Source organism: Pseudomonas avellanae BPIC 631, assembly GCF_000444135.1.
In the GTDB taxonomy this organism is placed as follows: Bacteria; Pseudomonadota; Gammaproteobacteria; order Pseudomonadales; family Pseudomonadaceae; genus Aquipseudomonas; species Aquipseudomonas avellanae.
Map to the genome: position 1 here is coordinate 1 of NZ_ATDK01000218.1, position 24890 is coordinate 24890.

The 24890-nt window shown below is 56.7% G+C and carries 21 protein-coding genes; 13 read left to right on the top strand and 8 right to left on the bottom strand.

The window, feature by feature from the left end; all coding sequences use genetic code 11:
- Positions 1-89: 89 nt before the first annotated feature.
- Entirely contained in the window at positions 90-977 is an 888-nt protein-coding gene (locus DW49_RS0108760) for a lysophospholipid acyltransferase (protein ID WP_024419692.1), read from the bottom strand.
- 37 nt (positions 978-1014) lie between these two features.
- On the bottom strand, positions 1015-1566 hold the full coding sequence (locus DW49_RS0108765) for a DNA-3-methyladenine glycosylase I (RefSeq protein ID WP_024419693.1): 552 nt from the start codon (positions 1564-1566) through the stop codon (positions 1015-1017).
- Positions 1567-1645: 79 nt separating this feature from the next.
- Here DW49_RS0108765 and glyQ point away from each other — a divergent pair, with 79 nt between their 5' ends.
- Genes glyQ through DW49_RS0108785 form a run of 4 tightly spaced genes read left to right on the top strand, consistent with a single transcriptional unit; the run spans position 1646 to position 6037 of the window.
- On the top strand, positions 1646-2593 hold the full coding sequence (glyQ, locus tag DW49_RS0108770; RefSeq protein ID WP_003379468.1) for a glycine--tRNA ligase subunit alpha: 948 nt from the start codon (positions 1646-1648) through the stop codon (positions 2591-2593).
- On the top strand, positions 2590-4644 hold the full coding sequence (gene glyS / locus DW49_RS0108775; RefSeq protein ID WP_005613502.1) for a glycine--tRNA ligase subunit beta: 2055 nt from the start codon (positions 2590-2592) through the stop codon (positions 4642-4644). The genes glyQ and glyS overlap by 4 nt, the downstream gene beginning before the upstream one ends.
- 13 nt (positions 4645-4657) lie before the next feature.
- Positions 4658-5209: a D-glycero-beta-D-manno-heptose 1,7-bisphosphate 7-phosphatase gene (gmhB, locus tag DW49_RS0108780; RefSeq protein ID WP_005613504.1), complete on the top strand. Its 552-nt coding sequence runs from the start codon at positions 4658-4660 to the stop codon at positions 5207-5209.
- Between the two features lie 57 nt (positions 5210-5266).
- A complete protein-coding gene (locus DW49_RS0108785; RefSeq protein ID WP_005613505.1) occupies positions 5267-6037 on the top strand; it encodes a lysophospholipid acyltransferase family protein in 771 nt (256 codons plus the stop codon).
- Positions 6038-6207: 170 nt separating this feature from the next.
- On the opposite strand, the gene DW49_RS0108790 is transcribed toward DW49_RS0108785, so the two are convergent.
- A complete protein-coding gene (locus DW49_RS0108790) occupies positions 6208-7155 on the bottom strand; it encodes an AraC-like ligand-binding domain-containing protein (protein ID WP_024419694.1) in 948 nt (315 codons plus the stop codon).
- Positions 7156-7322: 167 nt separating this feature from the next.
- Here DW49_RS0108790 and DW49_RS0108795 point away from each other — a divergent pair, with 167 nt between their 5' ends.
- From DW49_RS0108795 to DW49_RS1000000132820, 4 genes are all read left to right on the top strand, one after another.
- Positions 7323-8333, top strand: a complete 1011-nt coding sequence (locus DW49_RS0108795; protein WP_005613509.1) for a nitrilase — start codon at positions 7323-7325, stop codon at positions 8331-8333.
- Position 8334: 1 nt separating this feature from the next.
- Positions 8335-9366 carry a phenylacetaldoxime dehydratase family protein gene (locus tag DW49_RS0108800; protein WP_005613510.1) on the top strand — a complete coding sequence of 344 codons (1032 nt, stop codon included), beginning with the start codon at positions 8335-8337 and terminating at the stop codon, positions 9364-9366.
- 28 nt (positions 9367-9394) lie between these two features.
- Entirely contained in the window at positions 9395-10282 is an 888-nt protein-coding gene (locus tag DW49_RS0108805; RefSeq protein ID WP_005613512.1) for a transporter, read from the top strand.
- A gap of 260 nt (positions 10283-10542) precedes the next feature.
- Positions 10543-10716 (top strand): hypothetical protein, encoded by a 174-nt coding sequence (locus DW49_RS1000000132820; RefSeq protein ID WP_154655494.1) that lies wholly within the window; start codon positions 10543-10545, stop codon positions 10714-10716.
- Between the two features lie 688 nt (positions 10717-11404).
- Here DW49_RS1000000132820 and DW49_RS0108820 read toward each other — a convergent pair.
- The 5 genes from DW49_RS0108820 to dnaA all read right to left on the bottom strand — a co-directional run bounded on the left by DW49_RS0108820 (position 11405) and on the right by dnaA (position 20135).
- A complete protein-coding gene (locus tag DW49_RS0108820) occupies positions 11405-13777 on the bottom strand; it encodes a TOTE conflict system archaeo-eukaryotic primase domain-containing protein (protein WP_024419696.1) in 2373 nt (790 codons plus the stop codon).
- A 132-nt stretch (positions 13778-13909) separates the two neighbouring features.
- The gene (gyrB, locus tag DW49_RS0108825; protein ID WP_005613516.1) at positions 13910-16327 is read right to left on the bottom strand and encodes a DNA topoisomerase (ATP-hydrolyzing) subunit B; all 2418 of its coding nucleotides are present in this window, start codon (positions 16325-16327) and stop codon (positions 13910-13912) included.
- A gap of 4 nt (positions 16328-16331) precedes the next feature.
- Complete coding sequence (recF, locus tag DW49_RS0108830) at positions 16332-17435, bottom strand: DNA replication/repair protein RecF (RefSeq protein WP_003377871.1); 1104 nt, start codon at positions 17433-17435, stop codon at positions 16332-16334.
- Between the two features lie 22 nt (positions 17436-17457).
- Positions 17458-18561, bottom strand: a complete 1104-nt coding sequence (dnaN, locus tag DW49_RS0108835; RefSeq protein WP_003377873.1) for a DNA polymerase III subunit beta — start codon at positions 18559-18561, stop codon at positions 17458-17460.
- Between the two features lie 38 nt (positions 18562-18599).
- Entirely contained in the window at positions 18600-20135 is a 1536-nt protein-coding gene (dnaA, locus tag DW49_RS0108840) for a chromosomal replication initiator protein DnaA (protein WP_024419722.1), read from the bottom strand.
- A gap of 582 nt (positions 20136-20717) precedes the next feature.
- On the opposite strand from dnaA, the gene rpmH reads away from it, so the two are divergent.
- The 5 genes from rpmH (at position 20718) to mnmE (ending at position 24648) form a co-directional block, all read left to right on the top strand.
- A complete protein-coding gene (gene rpmH, locus DW49_RS0108845) occupies positions 20718-20852 on the top strand; it encodes a 50S ribosomal protein L34 (protein WP_002551315.1) in 135 nt (44 codons plus the stop codon).
- A gap of 16 nt (positions 20853-20868) precedes the next feature.
- The gene (rnpA, locus tag DW49_RS0108850) at positions 20869-21270 is read left to right on the top strand and encodes a ribonuclease P protein component (RefSeq protein WP_005738536.1); all 402 of its coding nucleotides are present in this window, start codon (positions 20869-20871) and stop codon (positions 21268-21270) included.
- Positions 21263-21508 (top strand): membrane protein insertion efficiency factor YidD, encoded by a 246-nt coding sequence (gene yidD, locus DW49_RS0108855; RefSeq protein WP_003377879.1) that lies wholly within the window; start codon positions 21263-21265, stop codon positions 21506-21508. The genes rnpA and yidD overlap by 8 nt, the downstream gene beginning before the upstream one ends.
- A 2-nt stretch (positions 21509-21510) precedes the next feature.
- Entirely contained in the window at positions 21511-23199 is a 1689-nt protein-coding gene (yidC, locus tag DW49_RS0108860) for a membrane protein insertase YidC (RefSeq protein WP_005613551.1), read from the top strand.
- A 78-nt stretch (positions 23200-23277) separates the two neighbouring features.
- On the top strand, positions 23278-24648 hold the full coding sequence (gene mnmE / locus DW49_RS0108865) for a tRNA uridine-5-carboxymethylaminomethyl(34) synthesis GTPase MnmE (protein WP_005613553.1): 1371 nt from the start codon (positions 23278-23280) through the stop codon (positions 24646-24648).
- Positions 24649-24890 lie beyond the last annotated feature (242 nt).

Below are 24890 nucleotides of genomic sequence, written 5' to 3' on the forward strand. Positions count from 1 at the left end.
CGACGCTGGAGCGTGCGGAACGATAACCTTAACTATCGTGCGGCGCTCCGCGTCGCATGCAGTTCTGGACGCTCCGCGTCCGGTCTTTTCTAGTACCAGCGCGCCTCGCCCGCCGGGCGTTTCTTGAAGCGTTTCATGGTCCACATGTACTGGCTCGGGTAGGCCCGCACGTATTTCTCGACCACTTTACTCATCGCCGCTGCCGAGGTTTCGGTGTCGGTGCTGTACATGGCTTCGGGAGCCGCCTCCAGCACAACCTTGTAGCCCGAACCGTCCGGCAGGCGCATGGCGTGCAGGAACACGCCGACGGCCTTGCCGCCAGCCAGCATGTTCGGTACGAACTTGCTGGTCAACGCCTGGGTGCCGCAAAAGGGCACGAAAATACCCGCTGATTCAGCTGGCTCCGGATCGGCCGGAATGCCAACCGAGCCGCCTTTGCGCACTTCCTTGATGACGCTGAGAATGCCTTCCTTGGTCGATGCTGCCACCCGGTTGCCCAACTGCACGCGCTGTTTGCGCAACAGGTCATCCACCGCTTTCAACTTGGGCGGCCGATAGAAAATGATCGGCTTGCACTGGCTGCAATAGAAGTGATTGAGCACTTCCCAGTTGCCTAGGTGACTGGTAATCCCGACTACGCCCTTGCCAGACGCCAGCGCTTCCTTGAGTACCTCAAGCCCTTCGACTTCACGCACCAGATTGATCGATTTTTGAGCAGGCCAGATCCACGCACAGGCGCTTTCGGTGAGCGTCTTGCCGATGTCCATCAGGCTGCGGCCGACGAGCTTTTCCAGCTCGGGCTCGCTCAGTTCGGGGAAACACTTGGACAGGTTGATCCGCGCCACTTCACGCGAGCGGTTGGGCAGTTTCCACATCAACCAGCCGATGGTCGTGCCGACCCATTGCACGGCTCGCCACGGCAGCAGCGCAAACAATCGCAACGCCCCGACCATTACGGCGCCTTTGAACTTATCCACAGATGACTCCCAGATTCTCGAGGCGGGTAGTGTAACGTCAGCGGCTCAGGATCGCGTACCGATCACAATCGACGGTATGGTCCATGACCATGCCGGTGGCCTGCATATAGGCATAACAGATGGTCGGGCCGACAAAGGTGAAGCCGGCTTTTTTCAGCGCCTTGCTCATCGCTTCGGCCTCGACGGTAATGGCCGGGACCTCGCTGCGATCCTTGAAATGGTTGATCTTCTGTTTGCCACCGACAAACGACCAGAGCAGGCCGACCGGGTCTTCCAGCGCCAGCCAGGCCCGCGCGTTGGTGCGCACGGCCTTGAGCTTGAGGCGGTTGCGGATGATGGTCGGATCAAGCATCAGCGCGTCGATCTCGGCATCGCTCAATTGCGCCAGCCGCTCGGCATCGAAGCCGAACAGCACCTCGCGATAACGCGCCCGGCGCTTGAGAATCGTGATCCACGACAGACCTGCCTGGAACCCTTCGAGCAAAAGCAACTCGAAGAGCTTCTGCGCATCGCGCAGCGGCACTCCCCACTCCTGATCGTGATAAGCGATGTACAAGGGGTCTTCGTTGCACCAAAAGCAGCGTGTCATAGGGCTCCCAGGAGTGGACGTGCGGCCGAATCGGGTATACTCCCGCTCTTTGAATCGCAGCCCAGCACAGGTGAAATTTGTGAGCCAGCCTACGCCAGCCGTGCGTACCTTCCAAGACTTGATCCTCGCCCTCCAGCAATATTGGGCAGAACAAGGTTGCGTGGTACTTCAGCCCTACGATATGGAAGTAGGCGCCGGCACGTTCCACACCGCCACGTTTCTGCGCGCCGTAGGCCCGGAAACCTGGAATGCCGCTTACGTACAGCCAAGCCGTCGGCCGACTGACGGCCGTTACGGCGAAAACCCGAACCGCCTTCAGCATTACTACCAGTTTCAGGTGATTCTCAAGCCGAACCCGGACAACTTCCAGGAACTGTACCTGGGCTCGCTCAAGCACATCGGCCTCGATCCGCTGGTGCATGACGTGCGTTTTGTCGAAGACAACTGGGAATCGCCGACGCTGGGCGCCTGGGGTCTGGGCTGGGAAATCTGGCTCAACGGCATGGAAGTCTCGCAGTTCACCTACTTCCAACAGGTCGGCGGCATCGAGTGCTACCCGGTGACTGGCGAAATCACCTACGGCCTCGAGCGTCTGGCGATGTACCAGCAGGGCGTGGACTCGGTCTACGACCTGGTGTGGGCTGACGGCCCGTTCGGCAAAGTGACCTACGGCGACGTGTTCCACCAGAACGAGGTGGAGCAGTCCACCTACAACTTCGAACACGCCAACGTCGACAAACTGTTCGAACTGTTCGACTTTTACGAAAGCGAAGCCGCACGCCTGATCGAGCTGGAGCTGCCTTTGCCGGGCTACGAAATGGTCCTCAAGGCCTCGCACACCTTCAACCTGCTGGATGCCCGTCGCGCGATTTCCGTGACCGCGCGTCAGCAATACATCCTGCGCGTACGCACACTGGCCCGCTCGGTGGCTCAGGCCTACCTGCAAGCCCGGGCCCGTCTCGGCTTCCCGATGGCGCCGCCCGATCTACGCGATGAAGTGTTGGCCAAGCTGGAGGCAGCGCAATGAGTGCTCAAGATTTTCTGGTAGAACTGGGCACCGAAGAACTGCCACCCAAGACCCTCGTGTCTCTGGCAGATGCTTTTCTCGCCGGTATTGAAAAAGGCCTCGCGGGCGCAGGTCTGACCTACAGCGCCAAACAGGTCTACGCCGCGCCGCGTCGTCTGGCCGTGCTGATCACCGCACTGGCCACGCAACAACCGGATCGCAGCGTCAACCTGGACGGCCCGCCGCGTCAGGCCGCGTTCGACGCTGACGGCAACCCGACTCAGGCAGCATTGGGCTTCGCCAAGAAGTGCGGCGTCGACCTGAGCGAAATCGATCAGAGCGGCCCGAAACTGCGCTACAGCCAGACTATTCTCGGCAAGCCGACCACCTCGCTGCTGCCGACCATTGTCGAAGACTCGCTGAACGACCTGCCGATTGCCAAGCGCATGCGCTGGGGTGCTCGCAAGGAAGAGTTCGTAAGGCCGACCCAGTGGCTGGTGATGCTGTTCGGCGATCAGGTGGTTGACTGCACGATTCTCGCCCAGAGCGCCGGTCGTCATTCTCGCGGCCACCGCTTCCATCACCCGGAAGACGTGCGTATTTCTTCGCCTGCCGGCTACCTCAGCGACCTGCGCGCGGCTCACGTACTGGCCGACTTCAACGAACGTCGCCAGATCATCAGCAAGCGCGTCGAAGAGCTGGCCAGCCAACAGGAAGGCACCGCCATCGTGCCGCCAAGCCTGCTGGACGAAGTGGCCGGGCTGGTCGAATGGCCGGTTCCGCTGGTGTGTTCGTTCGAAGAGCGTTTCCTTGATGTGCCTCAGGAAGCCCTGATCACCACCATGCAGGACAACCAGAAGTATTTCTGCCTGCTGGATGCCGACGGCAAGTTGCTGCCGCGCTTCATCACGGTGGCCAACATCGAGAGCAAGGACCCGGCCCAGATCATCGCCGGTAACGAGAAAGTGGTTCGCCCACGCCTGACCGACGCCGAGTTCTTCTTCAAGCAGGACAAGAAGCAGAAGCTGGAAACCTTCAACGATCGCCTGAAAAACGTCGTGTTCCAGGCCCAGTTGGGCAGCGTATTCGACAAGGCCGAGCGCGTCTCCAAGCTTGCCGCCTACATCGCACCCCGCATCGGCGGCGACGCCCAGCGTGCGGCGCGTGCCGGGCTGTTGTCCAAGTGCGACCTGTCGAGTGAAATGGTTGGCGAGTTCCCGGAAATGCAGGGCATCGCCGGTTACTACTACGCCAAGGCCGATGGCGAGGCAGAAGATGTCGCGCTGGCGCTCAACGAGCAGTACATGCCACGTGGCGCAGGTGCTGAGCTGCCGACCACGCTGACCGGTGCGGCAGTTGCCATCGCTGACAAGCTCGACACCCTGGTCGGTATTTTTGGTATCGGCATGCTGCCCACCGGCAGCAAAGACCCGTATGCCTTGCGTCGTGCGGCGCTGGGCATCCTGCGGATCCTGATCGAGAAGAAGCTGGACCTGAACCTGGTCGAGACCGTGAAGTTCGCGGTCACGCAGTTCGGTGCCAAGGTCAAGCCCGCGGGCCTGGCAGAGCAGGTGCTGGAGTTCATTTTCGACCGTCTGCGTGCGCGTTACGAAGACGAAGGCGTCGAAGTGGCCGTGTACCTCTCGGTGCGTGCCTTGCAACCCGCCTCGGCGCTTGATTTCGATCAGCGCGTTCAGGCGGTGCAGGCTTTCCGCAAACTCCCGCAAGCCGCCGCACTGGCTGCCGTGAACAAGCGCGTATCGAACCTGCTGAGCAAGGCCGAGGGCAGCATCGCCCAGACCGTCGAGCCCAAGTACTTCGACAACGCCAACGAGTTCTCGCTGTACTCGGCAATCCAGCAGGCTGATCATGCGGTCCAGCCAATGGCTGCCGAGCGTCAGTACAGCGAATCGCTGGCGCGTCTGGCGATGCTGCGGGAGCCGGTCGATGCGTTCTTTGAAGCGGTGATGGTCAACGCGGAAGACGCCAATGTGCGCGCCAACCGTTATGCCTTGTTGGCGCGCTTGCGCGGCCTGTTCCTCGGCGTTGCCGATATCTCGCTGCTGGGCTGACAAGGGGACGCTGTTGAAACTGCTGATACTTGACCGGGATGGCGTGATCAATCACGACTCCGACGCCTACATCAAGTCGGTTGAGGAGTGGATACCCATTCCTGGCTCGGTCGAGGCCATCGCAGAGCTGAGCAAGGCCGGCTGGACGGTGGCCATCGCCACCAACCAGTCGGGCATTGCCCGAGGTTATTACGACCTGGCCACCCTGGACGCCATGCACGCGCGCTTGCGCACGCTGGTGGCAGAGCAGGGTGGCGAGGTTGGTTTGATCGTCTATTGTCCGCATGGGCCAGACGATGGCTGTGACTGTCGCAAACCCAAACCCGGCATGCTCCAGGCCATTGCCCGACACTACTCGGCAGACCTGAAGGGCCTGTGGTTCGTGGGCGATAGCAAAGGTGACCTGCAAGCCGCGCTGGCCGTCGATGCTCAGCCTGTGCTGGTGTTGACCGGCAAAGGCCGCAAGACGATGAACGGCGAAGTGCCGACAGGTACGCTGATTTTTGACGATCTGGCGGCAGTTGCCGCAGAACTTATCCACACTAGCGCTTCACTGAACAACTGACCTTCCAGGTTCAGGACGCTCAAGGAGCGGGCACCTGCCCGTACGGTAAACGTAACTATGTCGATCATGCAGGCAATCAGGACCTTCATCTTTTACCTGTTGCTGGGCACCAGCTCGTTGCTGTGGTGCACCTTGAGCTTTTTCATCGCGCCGTTTCTGCCGTTCAAGGCCCGCTATCGCTTTATCAATGTCTACTGGTGCCGCTGCGCACTGTGGCTGACACGGGTGTTCCTGAACATCAAGGTAGAAGTGACCGGCGCAGACAACGTTCCGACAACGCCGTGCGTGATCATCTCCAACCATCAAAGCACGTGGGAAACCTTCTTTCTGTCGGCGTATTTCGAGCCGCTGAGCCAGGTCCTCAAGCGTGAGTTGCTGTACGTGCCCTTCTTCGGCTGGGCGATGGCCATGCTGCGCCCCATCGCCATCGACCGTGACAACCCGAAGGCTGCACTCAGGGAAATCGCCAAGAAGGGCGACGAATTGCTCAAGGACGGCGTCTGGGTGCTGATCTTCCCGGAAGGCACACGCGTGCCTTACGGCCAGGTAGGCAAGTTCTCGCGTGGCGGCACGGCACTGGCGGTCAACGCCGACCTGCCGGTTCTGCCTATTGCTCACAACGCAGGCAAACACTGGCCTCGCGATGGCTGGGGGAAGAAGCCAGGCACTATTCAGGTGGTCATCGGCGAACCGATGTACGCAGAAGGTACAGGCCCGCGCGCCATTGCTGCGTTGAACGAGCGCGTTCAGACCTGGAATGAGGACACACAACGCGCAATGGGCTCACCGGTTGCACCGACGACAAGCACCGAAAAAGTCCCGGCGTGATTTTGTGGATAACCTGTGCACGGAATTCTGAAAAAATCCAAAAATGGCGTTTAACCTGTTAATTCCTATACATATTTCTGTTAGCCATAAAAGCACGTAAAACGTGCATAAGTTTTGGTGATGTACAAAAAACCGACCTCGACAGGGTCGGTTTTTTTTGTTCAAGGCCTCTAGCGAGATACGACTGTCCGATACTCCCGCGCAGTCAATCCGTACCGTTGACGAAACACCCTGCTGAAGTACGCCACATCGCTGAATCCCCAGCGCCAGGCGATCTCGCTGATCTGCCGATTGACCAGCAGTGGTTCGCGCAAATCGTTGGCGCAGTGTTGCAACCGTGAAGACAGCAGGTACCGACCGAACGATGTCTCCTCGTCGTGAAAAAGGCTGTTGAGGTAGCGAGTGCTTATTCCGAACCGGGCGCTGACGCAGGGGAGGGTAAGCGTTGTATCTGTCAGGTTGGACTGAATGTGGTCTTTGATGCGCAGCAGAAGGGCGCTGCGCTTCGAGCCCTGTGCCTGTCCTTTGACCCGCTCGGACAGCGCCATTGCCAGCAGGTCCAGCCCTTGCTCAGTTATCCGAACTTGCTGTGTTTCACCCACTCGATTCTCGAGGGCGGCAAGGCCGGTGAAAAAGTCGAACACCAATCCATTTAGCGGGTTATCGCGAGACATTGATAACGCCGTCAGATACTCAAGATTGCACAGGCGCTGTTGCAGACTCTTGCGCGGGATTTGCACCACGGTCTGCCTGAATGCACTGCCGAAGTGCAGCCGGTAAGGGCGACGAGTGTCATAGATAGCAAAGTCGCCGACCTCCAATATTGCTTCGCGCCCCTCTTGGGAAACCTGCGCCCTGCCTTCAAGCGCCAGACTCACCAGCACAAATTCATCGTCGCTGCGGGAAATTCGCGCGGCGTCGCGAACAACGGTTTGCCTGCAAGCCTGTACGTCAACCAATGACAGCGTAGCGATGCTGTGCGAGCGCAGCCGGCCCTGGAAGTTATTCCGATCCGAAAAGGCGCAGCTCAGCGGTACAAAGGTATTGCACACCACCTCTTGCCAGAACTCTGCTCGTTCTCGCGCTGCAATATTGTCGGTATCGAAAAAGATGCTCATCGCGTTCAACCTGCACTTCGATGCTTCAAGCCTTTCGCCATGCAAGTCTGAAACCACTCCTGCCGGTCAGTGCACGGCAGTCAAAAAGCGGTTCCTTTTCGTCCTAATACCACTGCCGGAAAAGCCAATAGCCTGTGGCCATCTACCCGCCATTTGAGCTTATGACTATGAAAACGCCACTGAAAGTTGCCTGCGTACAGGCCGCGCCCGTGTTCCTGAATCTGGACGCCACGGTAGACAAGACCATAGCCCTGATCGAGCAGGCAGCGGCCGCCGGAGCCGGTCTGATTGCATTCCCCGAGACGTGGATTCCGGGCTACCCGTGGTTTTTGTGGCTGGACGCACCGGCCTGGAACATGCCGTTGGTGCATCGCTATCACCAGCAGTCTCTGGTGCTGGACAGTGCTCAGGCACGACGCATCAGTGATGCAGCTCGTCAGCACGGTATCTACGTGGTGCTGGGTTACAGCGAGCGCAGCAAGGCTTCGCTGTATATCGGTCAGTGGATCATCGACGATCAAGGCGAAACCGTTGGCACGCGACGCAAGCTCAAGGCGACGCATGTAGAACGTACATTGTTTGGCGAAGGCGACGGGGCATCATTGCGACCCTTTGAAACACCTGTAGGCGTACTGGGTGCCCTTTGCTGCTGGGAGCACCTGCAACCGCTCTCGAAATACGCCATGTACGCGCAGAACGAACAGATTCACGTAGCCGCCTGGCCCAGCTTCAGCCTGTACCAGAACGCCACCCGCGCACTTGGCCCCGAGGTCAATACGGCTGCTTCACGCGTTTATGCCGCAGAAGGGCAGTGCTTCGTCATTGCACCGTGCGCAGTGGTCTCTCCGGAAATGATCGAGATGCTCTGTGACAGCGATGCCAAACGTAGCTTGCTGCAAGCCGGCGGCGGGAATGCACGCATCTTTGGCCCGGACGGAAGCGACCTCGCCACCCCGTTGGGCGAGCATGAAGAAGGCCTGCTTTACGCAACACTTGATCCTGCCGCATTGATCTTCGCCAAAGTCGCGGCCGACCCGGCAGGGCACTACTCGCGCCCCGACGTCACACGCCTGATGTTCAACCCCAATCCCAACCCTTGCGTGGTGGAACTGCCTGGCCTGCCAATTGGCAGCGAGGTTGCCGAGCCGACTCAGCCAGTCATTGCGATGGAGGTGTGACATGCGCTCAGCCATTCCTGACCATCTGCGCACCCCGCGCACGCTGAACAGCAATGTACCTAAAGGCTATCAACCACCTTTTCCTGCGTGGTCGGCGCGTTTCGATCCCTTGGCAGGGCAGGTGGTGATGGCTTACTTCGGCATCCAGGCATTGCATCCAGTAGGTCTGCTGGACCTTGCACCTATCACCAAGTATTTCGTCGCGGGCTCAGGTCCTCAGTATTGGGACAGCGCGCGCTGCGTGGATGCCAATGGCCTGCATACCTGCCTTGCCATTGCTTACTGGCGAGACGTGGATGCGTTTTATCAGTGGCGCAGCGACTCGGGTTTCAACCAATGGTGGCAAGACCCGGCTCGTGAAACAGGACCAATTGGCTGGTTTCTCGAAGTTGTCTGCCCCACCGCCGAGCGTTTCGAAACATTGTTTTCTGCCCCGGGAACGCCCGAAGGCGTTGCTCATTTAGCCACCCATATGAGCGAGCCGATTCTGGAACACGCCTACTGGGGAAGTTCTCGCGACCGCATTCCTCTGGCCCAGACCGACGCATTGATCGGCAGCAGCCCCACGAGTGGAGCATCTGAGCGCCCAGGCCGTGTACGCGTTTCAGGCCGCGACAATCTTTGCCTCATTCGCTCCGGCCAGGACTGGAGCAGTACCACCGGACAGGAACGCGACCTGTACTTGAACGACATACAACCCGTCCTGCAAAACGGGATGACGTTTCTGCGTGATGAGGGAGCCACCGTCGGCTGCCTGAACTGTCGGTTCATGCAGGCCCTGGATAGTGAGACTGGCGAGCCTGTGGAGAAGAGTTTCGGCCTGGCCTGGTTTGATGACCTGGCCAACCTGGAGCGCTGGGCGAAGACTCATCCCACCCATGTAGCGATCTTCGGCGGCTTTATGCAGTACGTGCAGACGCTCAACTTCCAGGTCCAGTTGCGTCTCTACCACGAGATCGCGGTCATCCCCAGTGAGGCTCAGTACTTCGAATACCTCAACTGCCATCCGGGCAGCGGGCTGCTCAGTCGCTGACACGCATTTATCTATGAGGAAACAGATCATGCAACGATTCACGTTGGTTGCCCGTTCAGCGCTGGCCGGCTTTACCCTGTTGAGTGGTTCGGCAGTCACTCATGCATTGGAGATCACGGCAGGGGATTATGAGCCGTTGCCTGCAGGCATGAGCGCTCTGCTTGTCTACGCACAACATGCTGAAAGCTCTGACTTCTACAGCAATGGTCACAAGGTGTCGGACGACTTTCGGCTCAAGACCGATGTCGGTCTGCTGCGCTATATCCACTCGTTTGCGCTGACTGACAACGCTGTAATAGAGCCGCAATTCATTCTGCCCTATGGGCATCTCAAGGCCGGCGGCGAGGCGAACTCGCTCGGCCAGACCACAGGCACCGGCGACCTGATTCTTGGCGCACCGGTGAAGTGGACCTTGAGCACGGCCCACAAGGATGTCTTTTCTCTGGCACCCTACCTATACGTGCCCACCGGCAGCTACGACAACGATGACGCGTTAAACCTCGGAGAAAACCGCTGGCGTCTTCTGCTGCAAGCGGCTTACATCCACCACTTCAAAGAAAAATGGGCGCTCGACACCGCTGCCGATGTGTCATGGTTCAGCCATAACACCGACTACGGCCCTGGCAGTGCCACGCTCGAACAAAAAACACGCTACGAATATCAGGCTTATCTGCGCTACAACCTTTCGCCACAAACCCATTTTGCGTTGGGTGGCGGCTACATCAATGGCGGAGAAAACCGGGTGGGCGGCATCAATCAGGACGACAGACTTGGCACCACGTATATACGCATGAGCGCCACTCACATGCTGACGCCATCGGTTCAGGTACAGGCAGTGATCGGTAGAGATGTGGAAGTGGAGCAGGGCTTTATGGAGAAGTCCCGGTTGAATCTGCGCTTGGCGAAGCTGTTTTAGGGCTGGAATGCGATCATGTAGGTGGTGTATCGGCCCCTTAGTAGACGCTGGTGAATCATCATTTACTCAGCGAGCCAGCTCCTGGAGGGTTCGCTGGCCGAGTGAAAAACGCCTGCTTGCTTCTCACGATAATGTGTTCCACGTGGAACATTGTGCTGATAAAGTCATAATATTATCCCTACAGGGCTTGGCGAGAATCCCGCCTGATAGGACTGCTACGCCACACATGAACGTCGTTCCGGTCCAGGAAAGTCCACACTATGGCTAAAGACATTACGCAGAAGGTCAGAAAACTGATTAGTAGCGCGAAGGAGAAAGGGCATTTTGTCGTAGAGGCGACCGCAGCTCGTTTGCTCGACGATCCCACATCGCTTGATTATCAGATCAACCTTTTAGGGGCATTACACGAAGTTCAAGCCTTGGGAACGTCCTGAAGCCTTATTGGCAAATGCTGCGAAAGGATGAAGAGAGATGGGCCAATCAATGTGTGTCACGCTTGCTTACTCACGATCATGATGGCTGGGCGTTGGCTGCTCTACTGGGCCTGCCCCATGACGTAGCTATCAGCACGGCCCAAAAGGCCGGGTTACAAGTCATCACCATGAGGCAATCGAGTCGATGGGACAAATCGCCGCTGTATATCGCCAGCATGACCCTCCCAGCAAAGTCGGGTAGCGAGGGCGTACTGGCTCCGTTGTTGGAACTCGGGTGGGACTCCAAAACAGGCGAGCTGGAGGATTGTGTACGGGCTCGCGCAGTTCTGCTTGCAGAGCGGGCTACATATGAAGGTTCTCTGATCGGGGAAGGGAGCCTGTCCTATTTCTGTCGCGCATCGCTACCCTATGGCAAGTGGCGCTCACTCTCTGTTCCGTTCGAGATCAGCAGCGATGACGTTTTGCCTAACCATAGATTTGTTATCGCTGGCGCGATGTCGAATTGATCAAGGTCTTACCCAGAGCGACTCGCATTTAATACGTAGAAACTACGGTGTGCGCTTGGCTTGAACGATCAGATCAGTAGATGTTCAGCCACGATTTTTTCAAAGGCATATTAAGTATCAGGGCTACGCCGAGTAAAAACAGAGGGGAGGGTGAATTTCATGCTCCACTCTCGCTTAAATAGTTAGCCTTGATGGAGCAGATCCTGAGTGGCAGAAATATCAACAATGCGGTAACCCATGGCTTTGTATCCGGCTTGACGCTTGTTCCACATTCTCGAAAGAACTATGTGCCCCGTATCAACGAAGTCGATTACCTGTACATCTGCTTTCTCTGCATGGGCTCGGTGCAGGCGTCCGGTGTATTGTTGAAGGATACCTTTCCAAGAAACCGGCATTGCTAGCACCAACGTGTCCAAGGGGGGATGATCGAAGCCTTCACCTACAAGTTTTCCCGTCGCCAGAAGTACTCGTGGAGCATCGGCAGGCAGGGACTCAAGCGCTTTTACGCAGGCAATACGTTGCTTCTTGGGGATACTCCCATGAAGTATGAAAAGATCAGCCACTCGCTGCTCCAATGCCGCCTCAAGTAATCTGACGTGCTCTGTGCGCTCGGTCAATACCAGCACTTTCCTGCCTTGGCGGTAAGCTGATTCAATCTGCTGCACAATTTTTTCTGTCCTCTGCGCATCGCTTGCCAAGTGTTTGAATATGTCTTGAATACCAGAACCGTCAGAGAGCACGACTGGATTCGACAATGTCTGAGGAAGAACGCAAAGGTCATGAGGTGCACTGAGAGGCCGGGCAGCAGTGTGTCGGATTGGCCCACACTGCATGAATATGATGGGGTGTTGCACGTCGCGACGGATCGGGGTTGCCGTAAGCCCCATCACATATTTTGCCGCGCTGCTTCTCAATAATGCCTCGAATGACACAGCAGAAAGGTGATGACACTCGTCAACGATGACCTGCCCATAGCCTTTGACCACGTCGCTTATCTCACCTTTTCGCGACAAGGACTGCACAACGGCGATATCTATGATGCCTGTGAGCTTTGCTTTTCCACCGCCGATAGTGCCTACAGATAATTTGTCGAGCCCCAAGAAAGCTTGTAAGCGCTCCTGCCATTGCCTTAGAAGCTCGGTCCTGTGGACAAGTATCAGCGTACTTACGCCCCGCTGGGCAATCATGGCCGCCGCGCTCACCGTTTTTCCGAACGCTGTTGGAGCGCAAAGTACGCCCGTGTCATGACTCAACATGGCGTTTACTGCCATGTCTTGATCAGGCCTCAATGTGCCTCGGAAACTAACATCGATAGAAATACCCGAGAAACGCTCGTCTTGAATAGTAGGAGTGATGCCGTTCGCTTTCAAGAGTGCAAATACTGCATCAAGGCATCCTCTTGGCAAACCAATATGCCCCGGGAAATTTTGAGCGCATCCAATGATTCTTGGCTTATTCCATACCGACATTCGCATGGCCTGAGCTTTATAAAACTCGGGGTTTTGAAACGCTGCTATCCGCACAATCTGGTTGGACAACGGTTGAGGCAACTGCGATTTTTCAAAGTAAATCAGGTTAGCTATCGTGACCTTGAGAGTGGATGGCAGCGGGCACGACAACGTTGAAGGTGCCGACGTTTTTTTCCATGGCTCAGCTTCCTGTTCCTCTTCAACGACGCAGACACACAGAGGGTTCTGCTTACCTGTCGCTTGCGTGATGAGTGGATGAATATCTTCCGGGCTTATTCTCTGGATGGTCGACAGATAGGTCCATTGATCCGGGTAGGGTGTCAGGGAGTCATCCACAAAGACGCTATTGTTTCCCGCTCTGGCCCGCTTTTGCAGAGGCAGGGCAATTAGATTCCCGAAGCCACCTTTTGGCAGGTAGTCCTGATTGGGAAATAGCCGGTCGTAGGAGCTGAGTTTTAGCTGACGAGTGCGTTCGCAGGCGTGGCTGATGATTGCAGTACCTAAACTGCGTGCGTCGATAGCAGCTACATTGCGCTCAAAGAATATCCATGCGTGAGCTCCGTTACCTGAACGAGAGACCTCAAGTGATACAGGGATGCCGAGCTCACGGCACGATTGAACGAAAGCCAATGCGTCATCGCGCCATTCGGCTTCATCGAAGTCAGCAGCCAGGAAGTAGCATGAGTCATCCGGGAGAAGGGGGTAGATACCTGCCACCAGCGCACCCGCCAAGTGGCGATAGATCACCTCATCCGTGAGCGGAAGCAATTGGCGTTTGCTGCAATCGCCACATTTGATTCTGGGCTTCTCGCAGATGCCAGGTCGCCACTCATTTGCACAGGCAGGCGCATACCCAGATTTGCCCGTCTTGCTTTCCCACCTGACTGGGTAGACATCTGCCCGTCCTCGAAACAAGCTTCGGAACAGAGCGATCTTGCTATCAGTACCGAGCAATTGCGAAGATTCAGCGACAGGTATAAGAGCAGGCTCTGCCGGTATGCGCCATTCAATATTATGAGCTTCAAGCAAAGCTATCAGCCTGGCATTCTCAGCTAACAGCATTTCAAACTTATTGGAGTCTGTCACCGCATCGGCCTCTACCCGGTATTCAAAGTATTCATCCAAGCGCCTTAGTCCATCAGAACGCTTGTGTGTTTCAAGCACCACACAAACAAAAACCCCGACTTTCGCCGGGGTAGATGTTTGATCAAGCGTTCATCAGAAGTCCAGGTTGGACACCGCCAGCGCATTGCTCTCGATGAAGTCACGGCGTGGTTCGACCGCATCACCCATGAGGGTGTTGAAGATCTGGTCAGCGCCGATGGCGTCTTCGATGGTGACTTTCAGCATGCGACGCACGCTTGGGTCCATGGTGGTTTCCCAGAGCTGATCCGGGTTCATTTCACCCAGTCCTTTATAGCGCTGGATGGTATGACGCTTGGTGCTTTCAGCCATCAGCCAGGCGAGGGCTTGCTTGAACTCGGTGACGGGCTTTTTGCGCTCGCCACGTTGCACGTACGCGCCTTCTTCCAGGAGCGTGCTTATCTGCGCGCCCAGCGCTGTAACGGTCTTGTAGTCGTTGCTGCCAAAGAAGTCGCGGTTGAAAGTGATGTAGTTCGACAGGCCGTGGGAGATCAGTTCGACCTCTGGCAGCCAGACGTTACGTTCACGGTCTTCACGCAGGCTGGCTTTGTAGACCAGACCCGACTTCTCACCGGTGCGCAGACGCGCGTCGAACAGTGCCAGCCAGGCTTGCATGCCCTCGTGGTCCGACAGCTGCTCCAGGGTGATTGGCGGCAGATAGACGAAGTGCTCGGTCAGTTCCTGTGGGTACAAACGCGACAGGCGTTTAAGGGTCTTCATGACCATGCGGAAGTCGTGAACCAGTTTCTCCAGCGCTGTGCCCGAGATACCTGGAGCCGACTCGCTGAGGTGCAGGCTGGCGTCTTCAAGGGCCGATTGGGTCATGTATTCTTCCATGGCCTCGTCGTCCTTGATGTACTGCTCCTGCTTGCCTTTCTTGACCTTGTACAGCGGCGGCTGAGCGATGTAGATGTAGCCACGCTCAATCAGCTCCGGCAACTGACGGAAGAAGAAGGTCAGCAGCAGGGTGCGGATGTGTGAACCGTCGACGTCAGCATCGGTCATGATGATGATGTTGTGATAGCGCAACTTGTCGATGTTGTACTCGTCGCGGCCGATGCCACAGCCCAGCGCGGTGATCAAGGTGCCCACTTCCTGAGAAGAGATCATCTTGTCGAAACGTGCTTTTTCAACGTTCAGGATCTTGCCCTTGAGAGGCAGGATGGCCTGGGTTCTACGGTTACGTCCCTGCTTGGCTGATCCGCCAGCAGAGTCCCCTTCCACCAGATACAGTTCGGAGAGGGCAGGGTCTTTTTCCTGGCAGTCAGCCAGTTTGCCTGGCAAGCCGGCGATGTCCAACGCGCCTTTACGGCGAGTCATCTCACGGGCCTTGCGCGCGGCTTCACGGGCGCGGGCTGCGTCGATCATCTTGCCGACGACGGCTTTGGCTTCGTTCGGGTTTTCCAGCAGGAAGTCGGAGAAGTACTTGCCCATTTCCTGTTCGACTGCAGTTTTGACTTCGGACGAAACCAGCTTGTCTTTGGTCTGCGAGCTGAACTTCGGATCAGGTACTTTGACCGAGATAATTGCAGTCAGACCTTCGCGCGCATCGTCACCGGTGGTCGCGACCTTGTGCTTCTTGGCCAGACCTTCCTGCTCGATGTAGTTGTTCAGGTTACGTGTCAGTGCGGAACGGAATCCCACCAGGTGAGTGCCGCCATCGCGCTGTGGAATGTTGTTGGTGAAGCACAACAGGTTTTCGTTGAAGCTGTCGTTCCACTGCAGAGCAATCTCGACGCCGATACCGTCATCGCGCTGGACATTGAAGTGGAACACTTCGTTGACCGGCGTCTTGTTGGTGTTCAGGTATTCAACGAACGCACGCAAACCGCCTTCGTACTTGAAAAGTTCTTCCTTGCCGCTACGCTCGTCCTTGAGGACGATGCCAACACCGGAGTTCAGGAACGACAGTTCACGAATCCGCTTGGCCAGAATGTCCCAGCTGAAGTGGATATTCTTGAAGGTGTCAGCAGATGGCTTGAAGTGGATCTGGGTACCGGTGCTGTCGCTTTCGCCAACGATTTTCATCGGCTCTTGTGGAACACCGTGAATGTAGGTCTGTTCCCAGATCTTGCCGCTGCGACGTACTGTCAGCAACAGAAGTTCTGAAAGGGCGTTAACCACTGAAACACCTACACCGTGCAAACCGCCGGATACTTTGTAGGAGTTGTCATCGAACTTACCGCCCGCGTGGAGCACGGTCATGATGACCTCGGCTGCCGACACGCCTTCTTCTTTATGCACGTCTACCGGAATACCGCGGCCGTTGTCGCGCACGGTGATAGATTCGTCTGGATGGATGATGATGCTGATGTCGTCGCAATGGCCTGCCAATGCTTCGTCGATCGAGTTATCAACCACCTCGAACACCATATGGTGCAGACCGCTGCCATCGTCTGTATCACCGATGTACATTCCGGGACGCTTGCGTACGGCATCAAGTCCTTTCAGCACTTTAATGCTGGACGAGTCGTACGTTTGGTTTTCGCTCATGCAATCACTCCCGATGGTCGTGGGTCTGGGTGATACGGCCTTGTTCCACGTGGAACAATGCGACTGGCGTATCCGTCTGCCAGCCTTCCCTCAAAAATTCTTGATCTACACAGGTGATAAATACCTGGCAGCGTAATTCTTCCAGCAAGCGGCAAAGCGCGCGTCGATGGTTGTCGTCCAGTTCGGAGGGCAAGTCATCCACCAGGTAAATACACTGGCCGCGACGGACCTGGCTGACCAGGTGTCCTTGAGCAATGCGCAGTGCACAGACCACCAATTTTTGCTGACCACGTGACAAGATATCTGCCGCGTTGTGGGCACCTAATCTAAGGCGCAGATCAGCACGCTGGGGCCCGGCCTGGGTGTGGCCCATTTGCTGATCGCGATTCAGGGAGGAGGCGAGCACAGTGCTCAGCTCTTTTTCCTTGTCCCATCCTCGGTAGTAGCTAAGGGTCAAACCTTCGAGCTCAACGAGTTCGCTCAAAGTCTTTTCAAAGACGGGCTTCAGTGCCTTGATATAGGCGCGACGAAACTCATCGATCTCGTCACTCGCCAAGCACAGCTCCCGGTCCCATGCCGCCTGCGAAGCGGCGTCAAGTGTACCATGCCGAAGCCACGAGTTTCGCTGCTTGAGGGCCTTCTGCAGGCGCTGCCAGGTGGACATGAAGCGAGGTTCCACGTGGAACACTCCCCAATCCAGAAATTGCCTGCGGATCTTCGGCGCGCCCTCAAGTAATCGGAAGCTGTCGGGATTGATCAACTGCAGTGGCAGGATCTCGGCAAGCTGGGCAGCGCTGCGTGCGTTTTGGCCATCAATGCGAATCTGAAATTCACCTTGTCGATCGCGTGAGACACCCAGGTTGCTGTGGCCACCTTGCGCAAGATCAACCTGGCCGAATACCGTACAAGAAGGCTGTTCGTACTGAATAACGGGAAGCAGCCGGCTGCTGCGGAACGAGCGGGCGATACCCAGCAGATGGATCGCTTCCAGAACGCTGGTTTTACCGCTGCCGTTGGCGCCGTAAAGGATATTGATACGCGGGGAGGGGGAGAGGGTCACCGGGTGCAGATTGCGCACCCCGGTGACCGAGACGCGACTAAGAGACATCTAGGTTGCGCTGGACATTAAGTTACAGACGCATCGGCATGACAACGTAGGCGGAATCGTCGTTATCCGACTCTTGCACCAGAGCGCTGCTGTTGGAGTCAGACAGAATCAGGCGAACCTGTTCGGTGGTCATGACGCTCAGCACGTCGAGCAAGTAGCTGACGTTGAAACCGATCTCCAGCGACTCACCGTTGTACTCGACGCCGATTTCTTCTTCTGCTTCTTCCTGCTCAGGGTTGTTGGCCTGAATTTTCAGTTGGCCGTTGGCCAGTTGCAGACGGATGCCGCGGTACTTCTCGTTGGACAGAATCGCGGTGCGGCTGAACGCTTCACGCAGCGCCTGACGATCGCCCAGTACCAGCTTGTCGCCACCCTTGGGCAACACGCGCTCGTAATCCGGGAACTTGCCATCGACCAGTTTCGAGGTGAAGGTAAATTCGCCCGTGGTGGCGCGGATGTGATGTTGACCCAGCACGATGCTGACCATGCCGTCCTGCTCGGTCAGCAAACGCGCCATCTCCAGAATACCTTTACGAGGCACGATGACCTGATGACGGTCGGCGTGTTCGATATCGGCCGACATCGAGCACATTGCCAGACGGTGGCCATCGGTAGCCACTGCGCGCAGGATTCCGGCACTGACTTCAAGCAGCATGCCGTTCAGGTAGTAGCGAACGTCCTGCTGCGCCATCGCAAAGCTGGTGCGCTCGATCAGGCGACGCAGTTTGCTTTGCACCAGATTGAACGTCAGCGAGCCAGGGCCTTCTTCCACCGTCGGGAAATCGTTGGCAGGCAGCGTGGACAACGTGAAGCGGCTGCGACCTGCCTTCACGATCAGTTTCGAGTCATCAAGCTTGATGTCGATCAACGCATCATTGGACAGGCTTTTGCAGATGTCCATGAGCTTGCGCGCAGGAACGGTGATTTCCCCGGGTTCGGCAGGCTCTTCCAGCTGAACACGGCCAACCAGCTCGACTTCCAGGTCAGTACCGGTCAGCGACAGCTGCTGGCCCTGCACGACCAGAAGCACATTGGAAAGAACCGGCAAGGTCTGGCGGCGTTCTACCACGCCGGCGACCAATTGCAGGGGTTTCAACAGGGCTTCGCGTTGAATGGTGAAATGCATGGTCTAGTCCCTTGCCTTGATAAGCTGCACTGGCGTCATCACGTAGTCAGAGTGCGCAGCAGGTTCTTGTAGTCCTCACGGATATCCGCGTCGGATTCCTTGAGTTCGTTGATCTTCCGGCAGGCGTGCAGAACAGTCGTATGGTCCCGACCACCAAACACATCGCCGATTTCCGGCAGGCTGTGGTTGGTGAGTTCCTTGGAAAGTGCCATGGCCACTTGACGCGGTCGGGCTACGGAACGGGAACGACGCTTGGACAGCAGGTCGGATATCTTGATCTTGTAGTACTCGGCCACGGTTCGCTGAATGTTATCCACACTCACCAGCTTGTCTTGCAACGCCAGCAAATCTTTCAGCGATTCGCGAATCAGCTCGATGGTGATATCGCGACCCATGAAGTGCGAGTGGGCAATGACACGCTTGAGCGCGCCCTCGAGTTCACGGACGTTGGAGCGAATACGCTGGGCGATGAAAAACGCCGCATCGTGGGGCAGATCGACCTTGGCCTGATCTGCTTTCTTCATGAGGATAGCTACGCGTGTCTCAAGCTCAGGTGGCTCGACCGCGACGGTCAGCCCCCAGCCGAAGCGGGACTTGAGCCGCTCTTCCAGGCCTTCGATTTCCTTTGGATAGCGGTCGCTGGTCAGAATGACCTGCTGTCCACCTTCCAGCAGCGCGTTGAACGTGTGGAAAAACTCTTCCTGCGAACGTTCCTTGCGAGCAAAAAACTGAATGTCATCGATCAGCAGCGCATCAACCGAGCGGTAGAACCGCTTGAACTCGTTGATTGCATTGAGCTGCAAGGCCTTGACCATGTCCGCGACGAAGCGCTCCGAATGCAGGTAGACAACCTTGGCGTTCGGGTTCTTCTTCAGCAGATGATTACCCACAGCGTGCATCAAGTGAGTTTTACCAAGGCCCACGCCGCCATAAAGGAACAGCGGGTTGTAGCCGTGCTTGGGGTTGTCGGCAACCTGCCAGGCGGCAGCGCGTGCCAACTGGTTGGATTTACCCTCGACGAAATTCTCGAAGGTGAATGTGCGGTTCAGGTAACTGGTGTGCTTGAGCGCACCTTCGACCTGCACCGTACGTTGCTCGGCACGTGCAGGCGCCTGCTGCGAGCTTGCACCTGCCATCGGATCGAAGCTGTCGCGTGACGGCTCGTCGTGAGTGGCAACGTTATGCACAGGCACTGGCGCTGCAACCATCGGTGCAGGAACGGCCATGGCGGGTGCAGACACTGAAACGCTGCTGACCGAATTGGCAGACAACGCCTGGGACGCTGCAGCAGCCAATGGCGCATTCGGTGCGGCACGCGGCGCGGAGCTGCGCTTGCTTCCTATTAATAAGGAAAGAGCGGGCGCCATGCCTTGACCCCGTTCGCCGAGAAGCTCAAGCAAACGGCCGAGGTATTTTTCATTGACCCAATCGAGAACAAAGCGGTTGGGTGCGTACACACGCAACTCGTCGCCTTCGGCTTCGACCTGTAGCGGACGGATCCAAGTGTTGAATTGCTGGGCAGGCAGCTCGTCGCGCAAAAGCTCCACGCACTGCTGCCAAAGTTCCACTGACACGGATATCCCCTGAGTTGAAAACCGGTGAGGCAAAAACAGCCGCCATTGTAACGATCCGAGGACGACTTATCCACATGTAGGTTGCTCACAGAGAGCTATAAATCAACGATTTATCGATTGGCGACACGACAAGCGGTCACATCACGAGCTCTGTGGATAACCTCACTTCAGCCCATTGCATAACTCAGGGTTGAACCCTGTGCACAACTTGCCTGTGGATAAAACCGCATTCCATGCACAGTTTTTCCGAGGGTGCGGCACAGGCAGGGCACCGTTTCTCGACAACCTTTCTGATCTCTGTACACATTGAATATAGAGGGCTGTAGGAGGTTATCCACAGAAAACCGCTGCGTAAGAGTTATAAGCTTTATAAAAAAGCTTTAAATACTCTCTTTCTTTTTATTTCTATAACTGACGCAAGCCATCAGCTCGAAAGCGCGGATCAGGGATGAATGGCCTGTAAAAGACGTATATGAAGAAAAGCTGGTTGGAAATTGACCTAAGGGCGCGCTTTCTCTAGAATCCCCGGTCTCTTAAAACGGGGCCATTCCGGCCCGTAGTGGACGAACCAGGTAACACGCCATGAAACGTACTTTCCAACCCAGCACTATCAAGCGCGCCCGCACCCACGGTTTCCGTGCACGCATGGCCACCAAAAACGGCCGCGCCGTCCTTTCGCGTCGTCGTGCCAAAGGCCGTAAGCGTCTGGCAGTTTGATAAATCGGCACAGGAGGTGAGTCGAGACTTCAGTCGGGAAAAGCGTTTGCTGACTCCCCGGCATTTCAAGGCAGTCTTTGACTCCCCTACCGGTAAGGTTCCGGGGAAAAATCTCCTGCTCCTTGCGCGCAACAACGACCTTGATCATCCCCGTCTGGGGCTTGTGATAGGTAAAAAGAGCGTGAAGCTCTCCGTCGAGCGCAATCGTTTGAAACGCCTGATGCGCGAATCATTTCGCCAACACCAAGACAGTTTGGTCGGTTGGGATATCGTTATCGTCGCGCGTAAAGGTTTGGGTGACGTAGAAAACCCTGAACTGATTCAGCATTTCGGCAAGCTCTGGAAACGTCTGGCGCGTAGCCGACCCATTCCGGAAGAAAAGTCCGAACCTGCAGGGGTAGACAGTACCGATGCGTAAACTGGCACTCGTTCCGATCCAGTTTTATCGCTATGCCATTAGCCCGCTGATGGCCAGTCACTGTCGTTTCTACCCCAGTTGCTCCTGCTACGCGTATGAAGCCATCGATAATCATGGCCTTTTGCGCGGCGGCTGGCTGTCAATTCGTCGCCTGGGTCGCTGTCACCCGTGGAATCCCGGTGGTTATGACCCGGTTCCAGCTGTCCCCACCTCCCGTTCTTCTTCGATGGCCGAGTAATCATGGATATTAAACGCACGATCCTGATCGTTGCCCTGGCAATCGTGACCTACGTCGGGGTCCTGAAATGGAACCAAGACTATGGTCAGGCTGCCATGCCGACCCAGAATGTTGCAGCCAGCAACACCGCACCGGGTATTCCGGATACGGCTGCTGGTAATAATGGTTCTGCAAGTGCCGACGTTCCGAGCGCTACTGGCAATAGCACCAGTGCAGCGCCTCTTGAAACTCCGGCCGTAGCCAGCAAAGACCTCATCCACGTCAAAACCGACGTGCTTGATCTGGCGATCGATCCGGTAGGTGGTGACGTCGTTCAGCTTCGTTTGCCTCTGTACCCGCGTCGTCAGGATCGTCCTGACGTGCCTTTCCAGCTGTTCGACAACGGCGGCGAGCGTACTTTTCTCGCACAGAGCGGCCTGACCGGCACCAACGGTCCTGATGCACGTGCCTCCGGTCGTCCGGTTTATTCCTCCGCGCAAAAGAGTTATCAACTGGCTGACGGCCAGGACTCGATGGTCGTGGAGCTGAAATTCTCGGAAAACGGCGTCAACTACATCAAGCGTTTCACATTCAAGCGCGGTCTGTACGACCTGGTCATGACTTACGTTGTGGATAACCAGAGCGCACAACCCTGGGCCGGTAATCTGTTCGCGCAATTGAAGCGTGATGCCAGTTCCGATCCTTCGTCGACCACCGCAACCGGTACAGCCACCTACCTGGGTGCGGCACTCTGGACTGCGGCCGAGCCGTACAAAAAAGTGTCGATGAAAGATATCGACAAAGGCCAGATCAAGGAAAATGTGCAAGGTGGCTGGGTTGCATGGTTGCAGCACTACTTCGTGACAGCGTGGATTCCTGATCACAACGTCACCAACGCCGTTCAGACCCGCAAAGACAGCCAAGGCAACTACATCATTGGTTTCACCAGCCCGACATTGTCGGTTGCGCCAGGCGCACAAGGCGAAACAACTGCCACGTTGTACGCAGGTCCGAAAAGCCAGGCGGTGCTCAAAGAGTTATCCCCAGGTCTGGAGCTGACAGTCGATTACGGTTTCCTGTGGTTCATTGCCCAGCCTATCTTCTGGCTGCTGCAACACATCCACGCGATTCTGGGCAACTGGGGCTGGTCGATCATCGTCCTGACCATGTTGATCAAAGGCCTGTTCTTCCCGCTGTCCGCAGCCAGCTACAAGTCGATGGCACGCATGCGCGCCGTGGCTCCAAAGCTTGCAGTGCTCAAGGAACAACACGGCGATGACCGTCAGAAGATGTCCCAGGCAATGATGGAGCTGTGCAAGAAAGAGAAGATCAACCCACTGGGTGGATGCTTACCAATTCTTGTACAAATGCCGGTTTTCCTCTCGCTGTACTGGGTACTCCTGGAAAGCGTGGAAATGCGTCAGGCGCCGTGGATCCTGTGGATAACTGACCTGTCGATCAAAGACCCGTTCTTTATCCTGCCGATCATCATGGGCGCGACCATGTTCATCCAGCAACGTCTTAACCCGACTCCGCCGGACCCGATGCAGGCCAAGGTCATGAAAATGATGCCTATCATTTTCACGTTCTTCTTCCTATGGTTCCCTGCCGGTCTGGTTCTGTACTGGGTTGTGAACAACACCCTGTCGATCGCACAGCAGGCGTACATCACTCGCAAGATCGAAGCAGCTACCAAGAAAGCAGCTGCCTGATCTAACCTGTGAACACGCTATACAAAACGCCCCCTAGTGGGGCGTTTTGCTATCCGTCATTTGTCCTGGAGCCGGACCATGAACGTTCCTCGTGAAACCATCGCCGCCATCGCTACCGCCCAGGGGCGCGGCGGTGTCGGTATTGTCCGTGTGTCCGGGCCTTTGGCCGGCAAGACCGCGCAAGCCATCACCGGTCGAATGCCCAAGCCACGATTCGCGCACTATGGCCCCTTTGCCGACGAGTCGGGCCAAGTGCTCGATGAAGGCATTGCGCTGTATTTCCCCGGGCCAAACTCGTTCACTGGCGAGGACGTGCTGGAACTTCAGGGTCATGGTGGGCCGATCGTTCTGGATATGTTGCTGCAACGCTGCCTGCAACTTGGCAGCCGCCTGGCGCGTCCGGGTGAATTCAGCGAGCGCGCATTCCTCAATGACAAGCTCGATCTTGCTCAGGCTGAGGCCATTGCTGACCTGATCGAGGCAAGTTCTGCACAGGCAGCACGCAATGCGCTGCGCTCGTTGCAGGGTGTTTTTTCCCTGCGTGTGGATAACTTGACCGAGAAATTGATCAGCCTGCGTATCTACGTCGAAGCTGCCATCGACTTTCCGGAAGAGGAAATCGACTTTCTCGCCGATGGCCATGTGCTGGGTATGCTTGACGATGTGCGTGCAGAGTTATCCACAGTGCTACGTGAAGCAGGGCAGGGTGCTCTGCTGCGGGACGGCATGACAGTGGTGATCGCCGGTCGTCCCAATGCGGGCAAGTCCAGTTTGCTGAACGCTCTGGCGGGTAGAGAAGCGGCCATCGTCACCGAGATTGCCGGCACGACACGCGATGTATTGCGTGAACATATCCACATAGACGGGATGCCCTTGCACGTCGTGGACACTGCCGGTTTGCGCGACACTCAGGACCAGGTTGAGATGATAGGCGTGCAGCGTGCACTCAAGGCTATCGGTGAAGCTGACCGGATCCTGCTGGTGGTGGATGCAACCGCCCCGGAAGCCGCAGATCCATTCGCTTTGTGGCCGGAATTCCTTGAGCAGCGCCCGGATCCTGCGAAGGTCACTCTCATTCGTAACAAAGCTGATTTGAGTGGCGACAGCATTGCCCTGCAAACAAGCGCCGATGGCCATGTGACAATCAGCCTGAGCGCCAGATCAGGAGGAGAGGGGCTTGAGCTGTTGCGTGAGCATCTGAAGGCCTGCATGGGCTATGAGCAGACATCTGAAAGCAGCTTCAGCGCGCGTCGGCGCCACCTTGAGGCGCTGCGCCATGCCAGTGACTCGCTGGAACACGGCAGGGCGCAATTGACCCTGGCAGGCGCTGGAGAGCTGTTGGCCGAAGACCTGCGTCAGGCGCAACAGGCGCTTGGCGAGATAACTGGCGCATTCAGCTCCGATGACCTGCTCGGCAGAATCTTCTCCAGCTTTTGCATTGGCAAATAATAGGCGTCTGTTGAAGGTATGACCGCTCCGGGTCAACCGCCCTGCCTGTCAAAGCCTTCTTTTAGCTACGTCCTTCACTCATATGCTGCACCCGACCACTGAGTTTTCAGCTCAGGGTTTGATTTTTGTCGCGCGAAAATCCTCACCGAGTGGATTTTTTGCACAGTTTTTTGTGTATCAGCCTTTTTTTTGTGAATTAAGCCCTGTGAATAACTGCCCCTCAGCTCGGTGGGTAAGCAGGG